The sequence below is a fragment of the Sphingobacterium arenae genome (assembly GCF_014692505.1).
Lineage (GTDB): Bacteria > Bacteroidota > Bacteroidia > Sphingobacteriales > Sphingobacteriaceae > Sphingobacterium > Sphingobacterium arenae.
Map to the genome: position 1 here is coordinate 628,346 of NZ_JACNYK010000002.1, position 15,629 is coordinate 643,974.

The window sequence follows — 15,629 nt, forward strand, 5'->3', positions numbered from 1 at the left end:
ACCCAAATTGCAGCAGGAATTGCTCGCGGAGTATGTCGGCAAGCTTGTTCTGGATATTTAATTGTATAAACTCGGTTGCTGACCCGGCGTATAGCTTCATAGTTCGTTGTATTTTTTGGCTGTTCCTTTGGCTTTATCGACGGGATATTTCTCGTTGTTGCGCTTGATCTTGTCTTCGATGATCTGCTGGATGTCGAGCCCATGTTTATCGGCCAGTAAAAGGGCGTACATCAGCACGTCCGCCAGTTCTTCTTTCAGCTTTTCGGGATGGGCTTCTTCATTGCCTTTCCAGAGGAATAGTTCCAATAGCTCGGAGGCTTCTATACTGAGGGCTACGGCGAGGTCCTTGGAATTGTGGAACTGCTGCCAGTCGCGGGCATCGCGAAAGTCCCTGATCTGCTGCAAGAGTTGTTCGATATCTGTCATGGTGTGCTTAAAAAACGGCTTGATGGCTAAATTTACGAATTTTGCGGGAGTATTGGGGGTGAAAATTTACAGAAACATTTTCACTAATATTTCCTACTTTTAAAGAGGTAAAGGAATTTATGAATTATATCCAAAATCAACTAAAGAAAATTTCGCTATATGAAACCAGATAATTTGACTGAATTTACTGATGATCAGTTATTCCAAAAAATGAAAAACATCAAGAATAACAAGATAATAAACGCCGTCATCGTTGGAGCCACCGTGGGGATTTTCTTTTTTGGGGTAATGAAAAATGGACTTGGGCTGTCCACGTTTTTTCCTTTAGTTATAGGATATCTGGTCATTAAAAATTCAGCAGGGGATAAAATTATTGAACAGGAAATCCGTAAAGAAATGCAGTCTAGGAATTTGGTGTAAAATTTACCGCATGAAAAGAATTATGATCTGGACATCTTTACTTTCACTTTTGGGCTGTAATAATGTAAGCACCGAGTCCACTAAAATATCATTAGAAGAAATTGAAGAGATGTTTTCTAATATGAAAGCAAATGGCGTTCACACGGATACGACATTGCTTTGGGGTTATTTCTTCACTTCAAACAAAAAGGACAATTTCGAAAAGGTTGCCAACGAACTTAAAAAGAGAAACTTTGAATTTGTAGAGATTTATCAAGCAGATGATAAGCGTTATTGGCTGCATTTGGAGCGAAAAGAAATTCATAATGCCAAAAGTTTGTATGAACTTGACGAGGAACTTTACGAGATAGCTACCAAGTATAAAATCACTTATGATGGCTTTGATGTCGGAAATGTAGACGAGGGCAAGCCACTTGAACGTGATATGTATGCAGTTCCTGAAGAATTTGAGACCGCTGATTACCAGGAAGACGGCCTCCCCTGTTTACTGGTTGGTAATACCGCATTTGATCGGTTCCCTCATAAAGAAGAATTTTGTTATTTCATTAAGATAGCCACGCCTTATAAAGCAGAAGGAGAGTTTATGCTGCCAACTAAAGTCGAACTTGATGACTTGGATAATTTTGAGCTTTTTTTCGAAAACAATTTGACGCAGAAAAATATCAAAAACTATTACGTCTTTCGTGATACCCATAAAGGAATCAGAAACTTTTATATAGTAACCAATGATAAAGTAGGTGCAAAAGAAGTTATCGATAACCTAAGCCAATCGGGTGAGCAAAGACCGTTTGAATTTGAAATCTCAACGGACAAAGAATGGAGTTTATATAATGCGTTTAGAGAAAAAATATAATGATGCGTCTTGGCATTATGGCGGGAATTATCTCCCAACTTTACCTGAGGAAAACTGAGCAACGCATTATCTGTGAAATAACTAAAGCAACTGACTAATGAAAACAGATGACAAACTCGAAAACATCGACTCTGAAGATATTGATAATCTGCTGATTGAGATTGAAAAATCATTCGAAATTTCGTTTGCAGATGCAGAGCTGTCTTCCATTACGACCTTCGGACAGCTATGTGACTTGGTTATGGAGAAAATTAAACTGGAAAACGTTGACAGTTGTACCACACAGCAAGCATTTTACAAACTCCGTAACGCAATCTCCATTACGTTACAGATAGATCATAAATCGATATCGACAGACCTTCCATTAACAGTAATCTTACCTCATAAGGAGAGGCGACATAGGACTAAGAAACTAGAAAGATATTTGGGGATTAAATTAAATATACTGAGCCCTCCTGGTTGGTTGATCACGACACTTGGGATTGCATTGTTTGCTTCCGCAGGCTGGCTATTTGTTGATACCTTTGTAGGGGTCTTGGGTATTTTGCTTACCTGTTCGGGATTCTGGTTTGCTCAAAAAGTAGGAAAGGAACTCCGTGTAGAAACGGTTGGTGAACTTGCGAAAAAAATAACCAGGGAAAACTATGTTAAATCACGTAGGAATCCGAAGACTTATAATAAAAATGAAATAGTCGATCTCCTGACAGACATCTTTAGTGAGAACTTCGGACTGGACAAAAGTAAGTTGACAAGAGAGGCAAGACTTTTCTAAATATATGGATATTAAAATAACAGTTTTCCAGCTGTAAAAGCAACAACCAAATAAACGTTGTTTCAATTGAACGGCATGTATTAATTTTAAATCGTCATGAAAAAGGCTTACATTTTTAGTGGCTTAGGTGTCGACAAAAGAGTTTTTCAAAAAATATATTTTGGAAACTTAGATGTCGAATTCATAGATTGGATTGAACCTCGAAAGGATGAAAGAATTGAGCATTATACGAAAAGGATTTCAGTGAAAATCAATTCCGAAAGACCAATTTTAATCGGCCTGTCGTTTGGCGGTATTATTGCCGTCGAAATTGCAAAAACGATAGCAATAGAGAAGCTAATTTTAATTGCTTCGGCCAAGACTAGAAACGAAATACCAATGCTGTATAGGATTTTGGGGAAACTAAAGATACATAACGTTATACCCGCACCTTTTCTTAAAAGTGCTAATTGTATTTCTCATTGGTTCTTTGGAGCTCAGACACCGAGCGACAAAATATTATTAAAACAGATCTTAGAAGAAACTGACAATAAGTTTCTTTACTGGGCTATAGACAAAGTAGTGACTTGGGAGAACCTGCAAATACCATCAAATTATGTTCATATACATGGTCTCAATGACAGAATTTTACCGATCAAAAACATAAAAACGGATTATAAAATTCAGGGTGGTGGTCATTTTATGACGGTAAATAAATCAGAAGAAATAAGTAAATTGCTCAAGAAGATCATTGATTGAGTTGGAAAGATATCCGCTTTTGAAACTCCATTTTTTCCACCATCTATCTGGGGATGCAACAGTGGCTGGTCCAACTAGAATAGTTGAGGCATTGCGGAACCTCTACCATAATTGCCAGCGAGCTGCCCAACTTTTGCCCCACTATTGCACTATTTGCCCCACTATTGCCCCACTATCTTATAGAAAATACTTGAACCAGAAGTACCAGTTTTGATTAGAATTTTGAATTTACTAGACAACTCTGTTAATTCAGTCGTCGCCGTTCTTTTGGATATACTATTCAACGTCTGATAGTCACTATTCGTGATTTTCCCTTTCTCTTTAGTAAATAATACCGCTTTCACTTGCCGGCCGTTCAATCCAAGAGACTCAAGATACTCCGTGTTATAAATATTCTTCTTGAATATAACCCAAAAATCCGATCCCTCCACAAGATAATTTGGCTCGGGAAGACCACCAGCTACACACAATTCCGTCATTTTGCTGATACCACGTCCCCAGGACTCCACATAACCGCTACGGAAAAAAGAGTTGGCTATATCTGGATTATATGGCCTGGATGAATGGCTGTTTAATAAATTACGCACCGTCCAGTTTTCCGGGAGATGCCACTCGTTCCAAATCATAAGCTTATCAGGATATACCCGAATCTGAATCGGGGTTGATCCAGAATAGTCTTTATGTGCGATCGCATTTAACAACGCCTCCCGAACGGCTTCCTTTTGAAAAAGATCCAAAAAAACTTCTTCGCCAAAAAGTGCGCGTGTTCGGCTGATAGTTGAATGCCATGGCAAGTCTTCGTTCAGATCATATCCCAAAAACAAACGAACATCTAAACAGTTGCTGCAATAACGTATCAAAACTCTGTCGCTATTGATGTTGTTTAAATAGCTAACTAATAGAATCTTAAAAAACACCACCGGATCAATGCTTTCCTGACCCTTCGCCAATGCGTTCCCGTTAGACGATATTATAACTCACCACTGCACTAACAACTATAACAAAATCAAAAAACTCAGAAAAAACTTGCGCAATCAAATAATTGCATATATATTTGCAATCAAATGGTAGCAAATAAATTTTTATGAAAATAAGAAGAGATGTTTTTCAAGCAATAGCTGATCCAACAAGACGGGCAATTTTAACACTGATAGCAATGCAATCATTAACACCTAATGCAATTGCAGAGAAATTTGATTGTAGCAGACAAGCCGTGTCAAAGCATATTCAAATTTTGGCTGAATGCCAGTTAGTAAGCCAACAAATAGTTGGTAGGGAAATTTATTACCAACTAAATCCTAACAAAATGAAAGAAGTTTCGGATTGGCTAGCGCCATTCCAAAAACTTTGGGAAGACCGATACAACAAATTAGATAGCGTATTAATTAACTTAAAAAAGAAAAAAAATGGAAAACAGTAAAACTAAAATCACAGCAGAAGTTGGAAAACAAGAGATTTTCATCATAAGAGAATTTGATGCCAAACCAGAATTGGTCTTTCAAGCTCATACCGAACCCGATTTGCTTGTTCAATGGATGGGATTGGAAAATCATACTATGGAAATTGCAACATTAGAAAACAAAAACTTTGGTGCGTGGCGGTTTATTCATACAGATGAAAGTGGTAATTCTTTTGGTTTTAATGGTGTTATTCACGAAACAGATTTTGCCAAACGAATTATTAGAACTTTTGAATTTGAAGGACTTCCCGAAAAAGGACATGTTTCGTTGGAGTTTTTAAATTTTGAAGCATTGCCAAACGATAGAACCAAACTTACTACTCAAGTCATTTTCAAATCTATTGAAGACCGTGATGCAATGATACAATCGGGGATGGAACACGGTGTTGTGGATTCTTACAATAAACTTGACAATTTATTATCTAAACGCTAAACCAATTATTATGAATTATAACACCCAATCTTTGGCAAGAATAAGTATCATCAGTAGCGGATTGTTCATTTTATTACTTGCATTTTTGCACATCATCAAAACAGAAATTAATCCGGCTTGGCAACCTATTAGCGAATATGCACTTGGTAATAATGGTTGGATGATGCGATTAGCATTTTTCTCAATGTCTTTAGCCACCATAGTTGCAGCGTTTGCATCAACGAAAATTTTTAAAAAAATAAGTGGACAAATTGGAGTTATTTTATTGCTACTTTCTTCAATAGGTTTTTTGTTGGCGGGATTATTCAATACGGACCCAACTACTGTTTCTAATGAAAATATGACCACAAATGGAACAATTCATAGTATTGGAGCGGGACTTGCTGGAATGATCGTTTTTGCTTCATTATTTTTCTTGTGGCAAGTTTATAAAAACCCGCTTTTACGTGAAATTAGATTTCCATTGTTTTATGCAACTATCTTACTTTGGTTTTCAGAAATAGTTTTGGTCATTAGTATGGCAATTTATCTTCCCAAAAATGAAGGAAATCTTGGACCTGAAGTATTGGTAGGTTGGCAAGGTAGATTTATGATTTTATGTTCAGCATTATGGATAATTATCTTGATGAAACAAATAAAAAAAGTCAAATTATGAAATCTACCGTAGATAAGTATATCAATAGTTTCCCTGAAGATATTAGGGAAACTCTACTTCTATTAAGACAAACTATAAAAAAGGCAATCCCCGATGCAGAAGAAAAATTATCTTATGGGCTTCCTGCTTATCATTTCAATGGAGTATTGCTCTATTTCGGTGCTTACAAAAACCATATTGGTATTTATCCGACACCATCAGCAATTGAATATTTCAAAGGTAAACTTTCCGAATATAAAATTGCAAAAGGTTCTATTCAAATTCCTAACAATGTAAAATTTCCATATAAATTAATCGAACAAATTGCAAAATTCAGACGCAAAGAAAATCATAACATGGCCTAACATTGGTAACCGTTGCACAACTCCAATTTTAGAATAGAAGATAACTTATTTCACCTCGTTTAAGCCTTTTTAAGCGAGGTAGTTTATATCTCACGGAAATGACAATCGTTCCTGCATGTTGCAGAACCTCGTTACCTGTCATCCGCAGAAAATCATCAAGTCGGGTCACCAACCGGTCATATACATAGGCTTACGATTGAGCGCTTGCAATTCAGCCAATTCAAGATAAGCGGTGACCATACGGTTGAGCACGTTGAGTTCTTCTTCGTTGAGGTAGTTTTTTGCAATCTGTAGCTCTTGCTTAGTAGGTGTATCTCCTTTAAAATTCGTCAACCCCAGGATGTCCAGCACTTTACGCCAAAAGACTTTTTCTGAAGAGCGTATATCGCGTATACGGGCCAATAGTTCGTCAAAATAATTGCCCCCTCCTGCTTGCTTCAGCAACTCATCATTCATCGTGAAGCCTTTGACGATATATTCGCGCAAGCGTGCCGTCGCCCACTGGCGGAACTTCGTACCTTGATGGCTTTTGACACGGTAGCCTACAGAGATGATGACGTCGAGATTGTAATATTTCACCTCGCGAGTCTGTGTTTTATCTTCAATTGCCCCGTGCTGAGTGGTTGTTCGGAAATTCCGAACAACCACTTCTTCTTCGAGTTCCCCTTCTTCGAAGATATGTTTAATATGCTCGCTGATGGTAGCTAAATAATCAATACGCATCACGATACGCGTATAGATCCACCGAAATGATGTCATCAATGCTCAGCCCATAATATCGCGCGATCTTGATTAACAGGTCTATAGGTGGCTCGGCCATGCCATACTCATACTTGGAATAGCGTGTGCGGGTGATCCCCAGCTCGTCGGCCAGCTGTTGCTGTGACCGCCCCTTCCTCCCGCGCAGATACCTCATATTGTCAGCCAGATACAACATTGTTCCAATTTTGAACAACAAACATACTAATATTTTTAGTATTTCAACATAGCTTTGTATGAAATTTAACAGGAAAGGTATAACATGGAACGCGCAATAGTACACATGGATCTGGACACGTTTTTCGTGTCCTGCGAGCGCTTGAACAACGACAAGCTGAGGGGTGTGCCGGTGATTATCGGTGGTGGCGAACGCGGTGTGGTAGCTTCCTGCTCCTATGAGGCACGCTATTTTGGGGTGCACTCGGCCATGCCCATCAAGATGGCGTTGCGGCTCTGCCCGGAGGCCAAAGTAATAAAGGGCGATATGGAGCGGTATTCCAAACTTTCGCACACGGTGACGGAGGTGATCGAAGAAAAAGCACCGGTGGTAGAGAAAGCCAGTATTGATGAACATTATCTGGACATTACGGGTATGGATCGGTTTTTTGGCGCCTATAAGTGGACGGAGGAACTTTCCCAATCTATCACCCACCATACGGGACTACCGATCAGCTTTGCGCTCTCGGTAAACAAGACCGTGGCCAAGATCGGTACCGGCGAGGCGAAGCCTCTCGGTAAAAAGGAGATCAGCGCCGCGATGGTGCGCCCATTTCTGAACCCGCTGTCGATCAAAAAGATACCCATGGTGGGCGATGCTACCTTCCAGCTGCTCTCGCGTATAGGCATCCGGCAGATACATACGCTAGCGGATATGCCGATGGAGGTTTTGCAGCAGATGATCGGCAAGAATGGTATCGACCTCTGGAAAAAAGCCAATGGCATAGATTATACGCCTGTAGAACCTTATACGGAACGCAAATCGATTTCGACAGAGCATACTTTCGGGCAGGATACGATAGACCTGGCTAAGCTACGCAGCATAATCGGCGGTATGGTGGAGAAACTCGCCTATCAGCTGCGCAGCGAGCAGTGGCTGACTTCTACTGTGGTGGTGAAAATACGTTACGCTAATTTCGACACGGAGACCAAGCAGTGCCGCATCCCCTATACTTCGGCAGACCATACGCTATCGCGTTGTGTGATGGAATTATTCGATAAATTGTATAACAGGCGTATGCGCATCCGGCTGATCGGTGTGCGCCTGACGAATCTGGTGCGCGGCAGCCTGCAGATCAACATCTTTGAGGATACGCAGGAAATGGTAGCGCTCTACCAGGCGATGGACCGTATCAAGAACCGCTTCGGCGTGGATAAGGTGGGCCGGGCTTCGGGATTCAAGGGGTTACGTAGGGAGGAGGTCTGAGCATGTACCTGAACTGCCACTCCTATCATAGCCTGCGCTACGGCACGCTTCCGCTGGAAACGTTGGTCCAGCAGGCGCTTGCCTGTGGGGTAACTTCGCTGGCCCTGACAGATATCAATACCGTGACGGGAATCTATGATTTTGTTAAAATCTGCCGAAAGGTAGGGATAAAGCCGGTGGTGGGTATGGAATTCCGCGAAGGAAACCGGCTGCGCTACATCGGCCTGGCGAAAACGCAACGGGGTATCGGGGAGCTGTGCCGACTGCTCACGGCCCGCAACTGCGAGGGTATACCCCTCCCCGATCGGGCTCCAGATTTCCAAGATGTCATCACTATCTATCCGCTGTCCAATGTGCCGCAGCAGCTGGGCACGGATGAATATATCGGCATCCGCCCCAGCGAACTGAACCTGCTGGTACAGGAAAAATGGAAAAGGTTGTAAAATGCAAATTGTTAGAGAATTGCGAAAAACAAAAGAGCGTATTAGTAATGAGGTCTGTAAACTTGTTGCTCGTCGTTAATCATGTTAGGCAATTTTTACGTTATCAGTAATGTCTGCTGTTTCTCCAGTTCTATTAAGTAGCAAGGACTGCATTTAGTCATGACTATCAAAATGTTAAAGTAATGTGCTAAATCTTTAACATTCTTTTCCATATGATAACTTCAATCGAGACTTTCCCACCATTTGGTAAACGTTTGCTCCGTGTCGTTCAAGTATACGATGTCGCCTATTCTGGGTGTGATCAATGTCGTTTTATGCGCTTCTTCATTTAACGCAGTAACACTTGTCAAAGGTTCGTCCCATGGGTGGTAGCCCAATTTGAATTTGGATGAATGTATCGGCAACAATCGCTTTGTCTGTAAGTCCTTTGCGGCTTTCAATACTTCATCTGGCAATAAATGGATCTCCCTCCAGGCTGGATTGTACTGACCGTTGTCCAAAAGGGCTAGATCGAATCCACCAAACTGTTTCCCAATCTCGGCAAAATGCGTATCGTAGCCGCTATCACCACCTAGATACAATTTCAAATCTGGTGTCTGCAAAATGTAAGAAAGCCAAAGTGTACCATTACTCTTCATGCCTCTGCCAGAAAAATGCCGTGCTGGCGCAGTGTGGACTGTAAGATCATCTCTGATCAAAATATGTTCGCTCCAATCTTTTTCGATAATTTGCGCAGGATCAAACTTCCAATATTCAAAATGCTCGCCCACTCCCAGACCACATATAACCTGCTTTATTTTGGGTTTTAATTTTATAATGGTTTCGTAATCGAGGTGGTCGTAATGATCGTGCGTGATGAGGAGATAATCAATATCAGGCATATCGTTAGCCGAATAAATATCTGTTCCAATGAATGACTTATTTGAACCTGGAATAGGCGACGCATTGCCGCTGAAAACAGGGTCTACCAGGAACCGCGTACCGTTGAGCTGGATGAAGTAGGACGAATGACCGAACCAGATCAATACATTCTCGCTGACCGGCAAGCTTTTCAAATCGGTCTTTACGGATGGGATTTCGTCTATCGGTTTGGTCCGAGGAAATTTTCGGAAAATAAAATCAAAGGTCACTTTGGTCATCGAATATCCCTCGCTGACCATAGGTGTATAGTGTGTGTTTTGAAATTTCCCGTCTCTGTACTGGGGCGATTGTTTTATCCGTTCCAATCGTTTTCCACTTGGTGCTTTCCCGAATTTAGGATGTTGCATATAGGCAAGGACAGCTACAGTCGATATACCTATAAAAATGAGTATCCCTATCATTACATTTTTCAATATTTTAAAAAGCTTCTCCCTTCTCATACTTTTGCCTTATTGCACTTTGATTATGCAAATATACTTTGTAGATTTACAACTAACAACCATATAGTATGGTTCATACTTTACATTTTTTATTCACAAAACATTAGGCCATGTTAATCAATGAATTATCAAAAAGGACAGGCGTATCGATAGCTACGTTGCGATATTACGAGAATTATGGAATGTTCAAAGGTGTATCTGATGAAAAGGTGAGAACAAACAACTATAAACATTATGACGAACTTGTAGTGGAGAAAATAGAAATCATCAAAGGTGCCAAGGAGGTTGGATTTACATTAGCTGAAATAAAAGATCTGTTGGAAAACTGGCATAGTGAGCAACTATCGATGGAAAAGAAAATAGCGGTCGTAAATAGCAAAATCAACGAGGTCGATGCCAAGATCCACCAACTAACGGAAGTCAAAAAGCTCCTAGCAAGATGCATTGAGGATATCGAAAATGGGATGTGTTAGTATGATTTAAAAAAGTTTTTCCTTTAGCCTATCATAGTACGCAAGGTCACGACTAATAGTTTAAAGCCACTATAACGGGTGCTTTATAAAATTTTACCAATCTATCATGAGTTGAGTAGCTTCTTTTTATTAACTTGGCCTATAAAATATTAGAGGCTTTATGAGCAGTCCGTTTTTTAAATTATCCGCCTCTACGCCGCAAGGTCGTGAGGTATCGATGGGAGAATACGAAGGGAAAGTAGTACTGATTGTCAATACGGCAACTAAATGTGGGCTTGCACCACAGTTTGATGGTTTGGAGGCGCTTCATCAGCGGTATAAGAACCAAGGGCTAGTAGTTTTGGGTTTCCCGTGCGATCAATTCATGGGCCAGGAACCTGAAACAAATGACACCGTCGAAGAGGCCTGTCGTATCAATCACGGAGTAACTTTCCAGCTGATGGCGAAATCTGATGTCAATGGAAAAAATACAAACGAAGTTTTTAAATACCTAAAAAGTGAGTTAGGCCGATTTCTAGGCAGCCGTATAAAATGGAATTTCACCAAATTTCTGATCGATCGTTCGGGCAAACCTTATAAGCGTTATTCGCCCAGCACGAAACCCGAAAAACTAGAACAAGACATCATACAATTGTTAGAAAAGAAAGTTCTCTAGTACTACATGGACACTCTCTCTGGAATTGCAACTAAAAAGTGGGGACTTTTTAGTTGCAATTCCAGTATTTCTCTGATCCGCCATAGCGAAACTGGGACTTCAGATTGTATTCATAGTTAGCTGTAATTTAACCCTCCAATATGCGAATCAAATCCTCATTGATATAAAAAATGATCTGGAAAAAGTCCAACGTATTCTCGTTGATTTCGTAAAAAAAGAAATAGAAGAAATAATTCAGATTTGTATACCTGACGTATAAGACTGATGAGATTTAAAGAAACTCCGACCAAGCTTATAAGGCGATGTACGATAATTATCGTAGTGTGTGCGATTGCCCTAACTATTTTTTCCTGCGGGTCAATTTCTCCTAAATATCTACAAAACATATCGATTGATGCTGGAGCGGAAAAGATAAACGAAGAGCAGACATACGTTTTTGAGAATTTTCCCACCAGTATAAGTAATCTTGGGGAAAAACCTCCTCAAAAGACGGCTGAAAACGTATCCGATTGTTTATGGAACTTTATTGATGGTAAAGGAGATAAAAATGATAGTCTCTTCTATAGATATAACGTTTCACTAGAGCTAAAAGGCAAAAGAAAAGTCCTCTTTAAGTTGCTAGATGAATCTGGTTCTGTAATCGGTAAGAAGACAAAAAAAAGGAAATCGGAGATAGCACCATTTGTTTCAATAACGCATACTGATTTCAAATTTTATTTTTTGCTAAATACACTTTTAATACAGACCTCTGCCCTGGCTTTAGACAAAAATAAAGACTTGATTTTGTCCTACGAGTACAAGGGAGGTGGGTTCATAGTCCTGTTTCCTATTCCGATAGGTACAGGACTGGATACACACATATATAAACGTGTGTCGTTATATCTTTTCTAAAATCTGTTTTTTCACTAATTCGTACGCTTCATTGATATCGTATGCAATTCCACTTCTTAGCAATCCGTTCATATCACCAGTAAAATCTGCATCTTCAATTTTCTTTTCCATATTTTCGAGGAATTCTTTTTGCGTAATAGTATTCCCTTCTTCGTTCATATAGTGTTTAAATGCTTCAATCACCTTTTCTACATTTACATCGGCATTATTCAAGGCATACCACAAATCGAATAAATCACGTCCTTTCTTACGTTGGTATAAAGCTCGTAGCTTGGTGGCTAATAGTTCATCTAATCCATATGTTGGAACAAAAGCTTCGCCGTTATCCCATTCTGAATCCAGTTTTACAGGAATATCTTGTAAGCCATACACCGAGAAATGCTCTCTTGTGTTGACTTCTATCTTCAGTTTTATAGGTACATCGTCTTCCGAAAGAATACTGAACACAATGGTATTATTATGTTCCTTTTGTTTGATACGTGGTTTTCCCAAAAAAGAAAGCTGTTCCCGAATTCTGTCTATGATTGCTCCGAATGGTTCAGCTTTGACTTGTACCAAATCAATATCTTCTGAATACCTCGCGGCAGGAGCTAAAAACAATTTATGCAAGGCTGTTCCTCCACGAAATGCCAAACGTTCTTTGATAAATTCATCACTGAATAAAGCGATCAAAGCCCGCTGTATGATCAGATCCTGTTCTACCTGATAGTTTTCCGGCCAGGGAGCCTGCTTACGCCACGCTGTTATGTACGACTGTGGTATCATATATCTGCTTCTATTTCTACATTAGGCACAATTTTCCATTTGTTGCCGGTTATCATATTTTCGGGTTTCTTTTTTTGTGGTCGCAATAAAGTCGGATAATATTCAATAGAATTAAGGTAGTTGTATAAGGCGTTGCTTAATTCGTTTTCCTCTAACACACAATCCAACACATATCCCAAACGCTGAACCACTGATATTTCATCATATCGTTTTGCAGTTTCTACTAGCTTTTCTGGTTGTATTACATCTTTCAATTCTTCGATTACAGTCGCTACCCGGTTAAATCCTCCCACTTCATTATAATAACTTACCAAATCCAAAGCGGTCAATTCTGGTGATGAAATATTGATATATCCAGTATCCACTTTTTTCTTTATGATATCCGCTTTATTCCAGGATTTTTTGATGTAAAAATGAATACCCACCTTATCGTTTTTAATCGGTCTCAAAGCAATACCTTCTGTAATAACTGAATAGTTTTGAGGTTGCTGATGAGCGGCTCCGTGATAAGCTGCTGCATTTAATAGACCAACATAATAATCTCTGTTTAAAAACTTCATCAAATCATTTACATACAAACTGGTCGGAATAATACCTTTAGCTCTATATTCAGGTGGAACAATAACATAAAACCCTCTGCGAACCATTACCACGGATTCTTGTTTTTTAAGCCGTTGTAATGTTTTCTTAAGAGCATTTTCAGATACTCCTAATTGGCTATGCAAACCTTCGGTAGTAAAGCTATACTTTCCGTTAGCCCTTTGTTCATCAATAAAGGAGTTTAAATATTTGTATTGTTCTGCCATTATTTTAGTAACTGATTGCGATACAGGTTTAATTTCAACCCTTTTTGCAATGACAAACTTATATTTTTATATAATCAGAACCAAGCGTTTAGTTAATTATTTTATAGGGTATATTAAGTTATCATTTGCAATACCTTCCTAATTCCAACCCTTTATGCAATCAAAAACTCAATTCTTCCGTTTATTTCGAATCACACCTAATTCAAAAAATAACTAGGATAACCTCATTTCCTGAAAAGATTTTTTGTTATACCCATTGCTTCTTCGTTGAAGTAGTTTTTTGCAATCTGTAGCTCTTGCTTAGTAGGAAGCCTACCGAAATCATGACGTCGAGTTTGTAATATTTCACCTCGCGAGTCTGTGTTTTATCTTCAGTTGCCCCGTGCTGAGTGGTTGTTCGGAAATTCCGAACAACCACTTCTTCTTCGAGTTCCCCTTCTTCGAAGATATGTTTAATATGCTCGCTGATGGTAGCTAAATAATCAATACGCATCACGATACCCGATATAGATCCACCGAAATGATGTCATCAATGGTCACCCCATAATACCGCGCTATCTTGATCAAAAGCTCTATAGGTGGCTCGGCCATGCCATACTCATACTTGGAATAGCGTGTGCGGGTGATACCCAGCTGGTCGGCCAGCTGTTGCTGTGACCGCCCCTTCCTCCCGCGCAGATACCTCATATTGTCAGCCAGATACAACATTGTTCTAAATTTGAACAACAAACATACTAATATTTTTAGTATTTCGCTATAACTTTGTATGAAATTTAACAGGAAAGATATAGCATGGAACGCGCAATAGTACACATGGATCTGGATACGTTTTTCGTATCCTGCGAGCGCTTGAACAACGACAAGCTGAGGGGTGTGCCGGTGATTATCGGTGGTGGCGAACGCGGGGTGGTAGCTTCCTGCTCCTATGAGGCTCGCTATTATGGGGTGCACTCGGCTATGCCCATCAAGATGGCGCTGCGGCTATGCCCGGAAGCCAGGGTGATGAAGGGTGATATGGAACGTTATTCTAAGCTTTCCCATACGGTGACGGAGGTGATCGAAGAAAAAGCGCCGGTCGTGGAAAAAGCCAGTATCGATGAACACTACCTCGACATCACGGGTATGGATCGGTTTTTTGGTGCATATAAATGGACGGAGGAACTTTCTCAATCCATCACCCACCATACGGGTCTGCCAATCAGCTTTGCGCTTTCGGTAAACAAAACGGTGGCCAAGATCGGCACCGGCGAGGCGAAGCCCATCGGCAAGAAGGAGATCAGCGCCGCAATGGTACGTCCTTTCCTAAATCCACTGTCGATCAAAAAGATACCCATGGTGGGCGATGCCACCTTCCAGCTACTCTCGCGTATAGGCATCCGGCAGATACACACCTTGGCGGATATGCCAATGGAGGTATTGCAGCAGATGATCGGCAAGAATGGCATCGACCTCTGGAAGAAAGCCAACGGCATAGATTACACGCCTGTAGAGCCTTACACCGAACGTAAATCGATTTCGACAGAGCATACTTTCGGACAGGACACGATCGACCTGGCCAAACTGCGCAGCATAATAGCCGGTATGGTGGAGAAGCTTGCCTACCAGCTACGCAGCGAGCAGTGGCTGACTGCTACCGTGGTGGTCAAAATACGCTATTCCAATTTCGACACCGAGACCAAGCAGTGCCGTATCCCCTATACTTCGGCGGACCATACGCTATCGCGTTGTGTGATGGAATTGTTCGATAAATTGTATAACAGGCGCATGCGCATCCGGCTGATCGGTGTGCGCCTGACGAATCTGGTGCGCGGCAGCCTGCAGATCAATATCTTTGAGGATACGCAGGAAATGGTGGCGCTCTACCAGGCGATGGACCGCATCAAAAACCGCTTTGGTGTGGACAAAGTGGGCAGGGCATCGGGATTCAAGGGGTTACAACGGGAGGAGGTTTAA

The 15,629-nt window shown here is 40.6% G+C and carries 23 protein-coding genes; 14 read left to right on the plus strand and 9 right to left on the minus strand.

The window, feature by feature from the left end; translation table 11 throughout:
• Positions 1-96 precede the first annotated feature (96 nt).
• Positions 97-426 carry a nucleotide pyrophosphohydrolase gene (locus H8B17_RS08800; protein WP_190308826.1) on the minus strand — a complete coding sequence of 110 codons (330 nt, stop codon included), beginning with the start codon at positions 424-426 and terminating at the stop codon, positions 97-99.
• A 159-nt stretch (positions 427-585) separates the two neighbouring features.
• Between H8B17_RS08800 and H8B17_RS08805 the strand changes: the two genes are divergently transcribed.
• The 4 genes from H8B17_RS08805 (at position 586) to H8B17_RS08820 (ending at position 3,209) form a co-directional block, all read left to right on the plus strand.
• Positions 586-846 (plus strand): hypothetical protein, encoded by a 261-nt coding sequence (locus H8B17_RS08805; RefSeq protein WP_190308827.1) that lies wholly within the window; start codon positions 586-588, stop codon positions 844-846.
• A gap of 10 nt (positions 847-856) precedes the next feature.
• Positions 857-1,699: a DUF695 domain-containing protein gene (locus H8B17_RS08810; protein WP_190308828.1), complete on the plus strand. Its 843-nt coding sequence runs from the start codon at positions 857-859 to the stop codon at positions 1,697-1,699.
• 97 nt (positions 1,700-1,796) lie between these two features.
• Positions 1,797-2,471 carry an acyl carrier protein gene (locus tag H8B17_RS08815; protein WP_190308829.1) on the plus strand — a complete coding sequence of 225 codons (675 nt, stop codon included), beginning with the start codon at positions 1,797-1,799 and terminating at the stop codon, positions 2,469-2,471.
• A 96-nt stretch (positions 2,472-2,567) separates the two neighbouring features.
• Complete coding sequence (locus tag H8B17_RS08820) at positions 2,568-3,209, plus strand: alpha/beta hydrolase (RefSeq protein ID WP_190308830.1); 642 nt, start codon at positions 2,568-2,570, stop codon at positions 3,207-3,209.
• Positions 3,210-3,370: 161 nt separating this feature from the next.
• Here H8B17_RS08820 and H8B17_RS08825 read toward each other — a convergent pair whose 3' ends face one another.
• Positions 3,371-4,159, minus strand: coding sequence for an ATP-binding protein (locus H8B17_RS08825; RefSeq protein ID WP_223816447.1), 789 nt, complete (start codon positions 4,157-4,159; stop codon positions 3,371-3,373).
• A 134-nt stretch (positions 4,160-4,293) separates the two neighbouring features.
• Here H8B17_RS08825 and H8B17_RS08830 point away from each other — a divergent pair, with 134 nt between their 5' ends.
• Genes H8B17_RS08830 through H8B17_RS08845 form a run of 4 tightly spaced genes read left to right on the plus strand, consistent with a single transcriptional unit; the run spans position 4,294 to position 6,100 of the window.
• Positions 4,294-4,629: an ArsR/SmtB family transcription factor gene (locus H8B17_RS08830; RefSeq protein WP_223816448.1), complete on the plus strand. Its 336-nt coding sequence runs from the start codon at positions 4,294-4,296 to the stop codon at positions 4,627-4,629.
• The gene (locus H8B17_RS08835; RefSeq protein WP_190308831.1) at positions 4,616-5,101 is read left to right on the plus strand and encodes an SRPBCC family protein; all 486 of its coding nucleotides are present in this window, start codon (positions 4,616-4,618) and stop codon (positions 5,099-5,101) included. The genes H8B17_RS08830 and H8B17_RS08835 overlap by 14 nt, the downstream gene beginning before the upstream one ends.
• Positions 5,102-5,111: 10 nt before the next feature.
• A complete protein-coding gene (locus tag H8B17_RS08840; protein WP_190308832.1) occupies positions 5,112-5,756 on the plus strand; it encodes a DUF998 domain-containing protein in 645 nt (214 codons plus the stop codon).
• Positions 5,753-6,100: an iron chaperone gene (locus H8B17_RS08845; protein ID WP_190308833.1), complete on the plus strand. Its 348-nt coding sequence runs from the start codon at positions 5,753-5,755 to the stop codon at positions 6,098-6,100. Before H8B17_RS08840 ends, H8B17_RS08845 begins: the two co-directional genes overlap by 4 nt.
• Before the next feature lie 165 nt (positions 6,101-6,265).
• On the opposite strand, the gene rhuM is transcribed toward H8B17_RS08845, so the two are convergent.
• Both rhuM and H8B17_RS20880 read right to left on the minus strand, forming a co-directional pair.
• Positions 6,266-6,859, minus strand: a complete 594-nt coding sequence (gene rhuM / locus H8B17_RS08850; protein WP_190309463.1) for a RhuM family protein — start codon at positions 6,857-6,859, stop codon at positions 6,266-6,268.
• A complete protein-coding gene (locus tag H8B17_RS20880) occupies positions 6,813-7,037 on the minus strand; it encodes a helix-turn-helix transcriptional regulator (protein ID WP_190309464.1) in 225 nt (74 codons plus the stop codon). The genes rhuM and H8B17_RS20880 overlap by 47 nt, the downstream gene beginning before the upstream one ends.
• Positions 7,038-7,121: 84 nt before the next feature.
• On the opposite strand from H8B17_RS20880, the gene dinB (H8B17_RS08860) reads away from it, so the two are divergent.
• Positions 7,122-8,282: a DNA polymerase IV gene (gene dinB / locus H8B17_RS08860; RefSeq protein ID WP_190308834.1), complete on the plus strand. Its 1,161-nt coding sequence runs from the start codon at positions 7,122-7,124 to the stop codon at positions 8,280-8,282.
• Between the two features lie 2 nt (positions 8,283-8,284).
• Positions 8,285-8,725: a PHP domain-containing protein gene (locus H8B17_RS08865; protein WP_190308835.1), complete on the plus strand. Its 441-nt coding sequence runs from the start codon at positions 8,285-8,287 to the stop codon at positions 8,723-8,725.
• Between the two features lie 221 nt (positions 8,726-8,946).
• On the opposite strand, the gene H8B17_RS08870 is transcribed toward H8B17_RS08865, so the two are convergent.
• A complete protein-coding gene (locus H8B17_RS08870) occupies positions 8,947-10,086 on the minus strand; it encodes an MBL fold metallo-hydrolase (RefSeq protein WP_223816449.1) in 1,140 nt (379 codons plus the stop codon).
• 110 nt (positions 10,087-10,196) lie between these two features.
• On the opposite strand from H8B17_RS08870, the gene H8B17_RS08875 reads away from it, so the two are divergent.
• The 3 genes from H8B17_RS08875 (at position 10,197) to H8B17_RS08885 (ending at position 12,105) form a co-directional block, all read left to right on the plus strand.
• A complete protein-coding gene (locus H8B17_RS08875) occupies positions 10,197-10,559 on the plus strand; it encodes a MerR family transcriptional regulator (protein ID WP_190308836.1) in 363 nt (120 codons plus the stop codon).
• 160 nt (positions 10,560-10,719) lie between these two features.
• Positions 10,720-11,214, plus strand: coding sequence for a glutathione peroxidase (locus tag H8B17_RS08880; protein ID WP_190308837.1), 495 nt, complete (start codon positions 10,720-10,722; stop codon positions 11,212-11,214).
• A 264-nt stretch (positions 11,215-11,478) separates the two neighbouring features.
• Positions 11,479-12,105 (plus strand): hypothetical protein, encoded by a 627-nt coding sequence (locus tag H8B17_RS08885; RefSeq protein ID WP_190308838.1) that lies wholly within the window; start codon positions 11,479-11,481, stop codon positions 12,103-12,105.
• Here H8B17_RS08885 and H8B17_RS08890 read toward each other — a convergent pair.
• The 4 genes from H8B17_RS08890 to H8B17_RS08905 form a co-directional block, all read right to left on the minus strand.
• Positions 12,091-12,870, minus strand: a complete 780-nt coding sequence (locus H8B17_RS08890; protein WP_190308839.1) for a nucleotidyl transferase AbiEii/AbiGii toxin family protein — start codon at positions 12,868-12,870, stop codon at positions 12,091-12,093. The genes H8B17_RS08885 and H8B17_RS08890 overlap by 15 nt on opposite strands.
• Positions 12,867-13,676: a type IV toxin-antitoxin system AbiEi family antitoxin domain-containing protein gene (locus tag H8B17_RS08895; RefSeq protein WP_190308840.1), complete on the minus strand. Its 810-nt coding sequence runs from the start codon at positions 13,674-13,676 to the stop codon at positions 12,867-12,869. The genes H8B17_RS08890 and H8B17_RS08895 overlap by 4 nt, the downstream gene beginning before the upstream one ends.
• A gap of 247 nt (positions 13,677-13,923) precedes the next feature.
• Positions 13,924-14,169, minus strand: coding sequence for a hypothetical protein (locus tag H8B17_RS08900; protein ID WP_223816450.1), 246 nt, complete (start codon positions 14,167-14,169; stop codon positions 13,924-13,926).
• The gene (locus H8B17_RS08905) at positions 14,169-14,363 is read right to left on the minus strand and encodes a helix-turn-helix transcriptional regulator (protein ID WP_262891640.1); all 195 of its coding nucleotides are present in this window, start codon (positions 14,361-14,363) and stop codon (positions 14,169-14,171) included. Before H8B17_RS08905 ends, H8B17_RS08900 begins: the two co-directional genes overlap by 1 nt.
• A gap of 105 nt (positions 14,364-14,468) precedes the next feature.
• Between H8B17_RS08905 and dinB (H8B17_RS08910) the strand changes: the two genes are divergently transcribed.
• Positions 14,469-15,629, plus strand: coding sequence for a DNA polymerase IV (dinB, locus tag H8B17_RS08910; RefSeq protein ID WP_190308841.1), 1,161 nt, complete (start codon positions 14,469-14,471; stop codon positions 15,627-15,629).

What these genes read in the sequence shown, in the direction of transcription:
- H8B17_RS08800 (WP_190308826.1), bottom strand. Translation starts at nt 426, where the DNA reads ATGACAGATATCGAACAACTCTTGCAGCAGATCAGGGACTTTCGCGAT.
- H8B17_RS08805 (WP_190308827.1), top strand. Translation starts at nt 586, where the DNA reads ATGAAACCAGATAATTTGACTGAATTTACTGATGATCAGTTATTCCAA.
- H8B17_RS08810 (WP_190308828.1), top strand. Translation starts at nt 857, where the DNA reads ATGAAAAGAATTATGATCTGGACATCTTTACTTTCACTTTTGGGCTGT.
- H8B17_RS08815 (WP_190308829.1), top strand. Translation starts at nt 1,797, where the DNA reads ATGAAAACAGATGACAAACTCGAAAACATCGACTCTGAAGATATTGAT.
- H8B17_RS08820 (WP_190308830.1), top strand. Translation starts at nt 2,568, where the DNA reads ATGAAAAAGGCTTACATTTTTAGTGGCTTAGGTGTCGACAAAAGAGTT.
- H8B17_RS08830 (WP_223816448.1), top strand. Translation starts at nt 4,294, where the DNA reads ATGAAAATAAGAAGAGATGTTTTTCAAGCAATAGCTGATCCAACAAGA.
- H8B17_RS08835 (WP_190308831.1), top strand. Translation starts at nt 4,616, where the DNA reads ATGGAAAACAGTAAAACTAAAATCACAGCAGAAGTTGGAAAACAAGAG.
- H8B17_RS08840 (WP_190308832.1), top strand. Translation starts at nt 5,112, where the DNA reads ATGAATTATAACACCCAATCTTTGGCAAGAATAAGTATCATCAGTAGC.
- H8B17_RS08845 (WP_190308833.1), top strand. Translation starts at nt 5,753, where the DNA reads ATGAAATCTACCGTAGATAAGTATATCAATAGTTTCCCTGAAGATATT.
- rhuM (WP_190309463.1), bottom strand. Translation starts at nt 6,859, where the DNA reads ATGACATCATTTCGGTGGATCTATACGCGTATCGTGATGCGTATTGAT.
- H8B17_RS20880 (WP_190309464.1), bottom strand. Translation starts at nt 7,037, where the DNA reads ATGTTGTATCTGGCTGACAATATGAGGTATCTGCGCGGGAGGAAGGGG.
- dinB (WP_190308834.1), top strand. Translation starts at nt 7,122, where the DNA reads ATGGAACGCGCAATAGTACACATGGATCTGGACACGTTTTTCGTGTCC.
- H8B17_RS08865 (WP_190308835.1), top strand. Translation starts at nt 8,285, where the DNA reads ATGTACCTGAACTGCCACTCCTATCATAGCCTGCGCTACGGCACGCTT.
- H8B17_RS08870 (WP_223816449.1), bottom strand. Translation starts at nt 10,086, where the DNA reads ATGAGAAGGGAGAAGCTTTTTAAAATATTGAAAAATGTAATGATAGGG.
- H8B17_RS08875 (WP_190308836.1), top strand. Translation starts at nt 10,197, where the DNA reads ATGTTAATCAATGAATTATCAAAAAGGACAGGCGTATCGATAGCTACG.
- H8B17_RS08880 (WP_190308837.1), top strand. Translation starts at nt 10,720, where the DNA reads ATGAGCAGTCCGTTTTTTAAATTATCCGCCTCTACGCCGCAAGGTCGT.
- H8B17_RS08885 (WP_190308838.1), top strand. Translation starts at nt 11,479, where the DNA reads ATGAGATTTAAAGAAACTCCGACCAAGCTTATAAGGCGATGTACGATA.
- H8B17_RS08890 (WP_190308839.1), bottom strand. Translation starts at nt 12,870, where the DNA reads ATGATACCACAGTCGTACATAACAGCGTGGCGTAAGCAGGCTCCCTGG.
- H8B17_RS08895 (WP_190308840.1), bottom strand. Translation starts at nt 13,676, where the DNA reads ATGGCAGAACAATACAAATATTTAAACTCCTTTATTGATGAACAAAGG.
- H8B17_RS08900 (WP_223816450.1), bottom strand. Translation starts at nt 14,169, where the DNA reads ATGCGTATTGATTATTTAGCTACCATCAGCGAGCATATTAAACATATC.
- H8B17_RS08905 (WP_262891640.1), bottom strand. Translation starts at nt 14,363, where the DNA reads ATGAGGTATCTGCGCGGGAGGAAGGGGCGGTCACAGCAACAGCTGGCC.
- dinB (WP_190308841.1), top strand. Translation starts at nt 14,469, where the DNA reads ATGGAACGCGCAATAGTACACATGGATCTGGATACGTTTTTCGTATCC.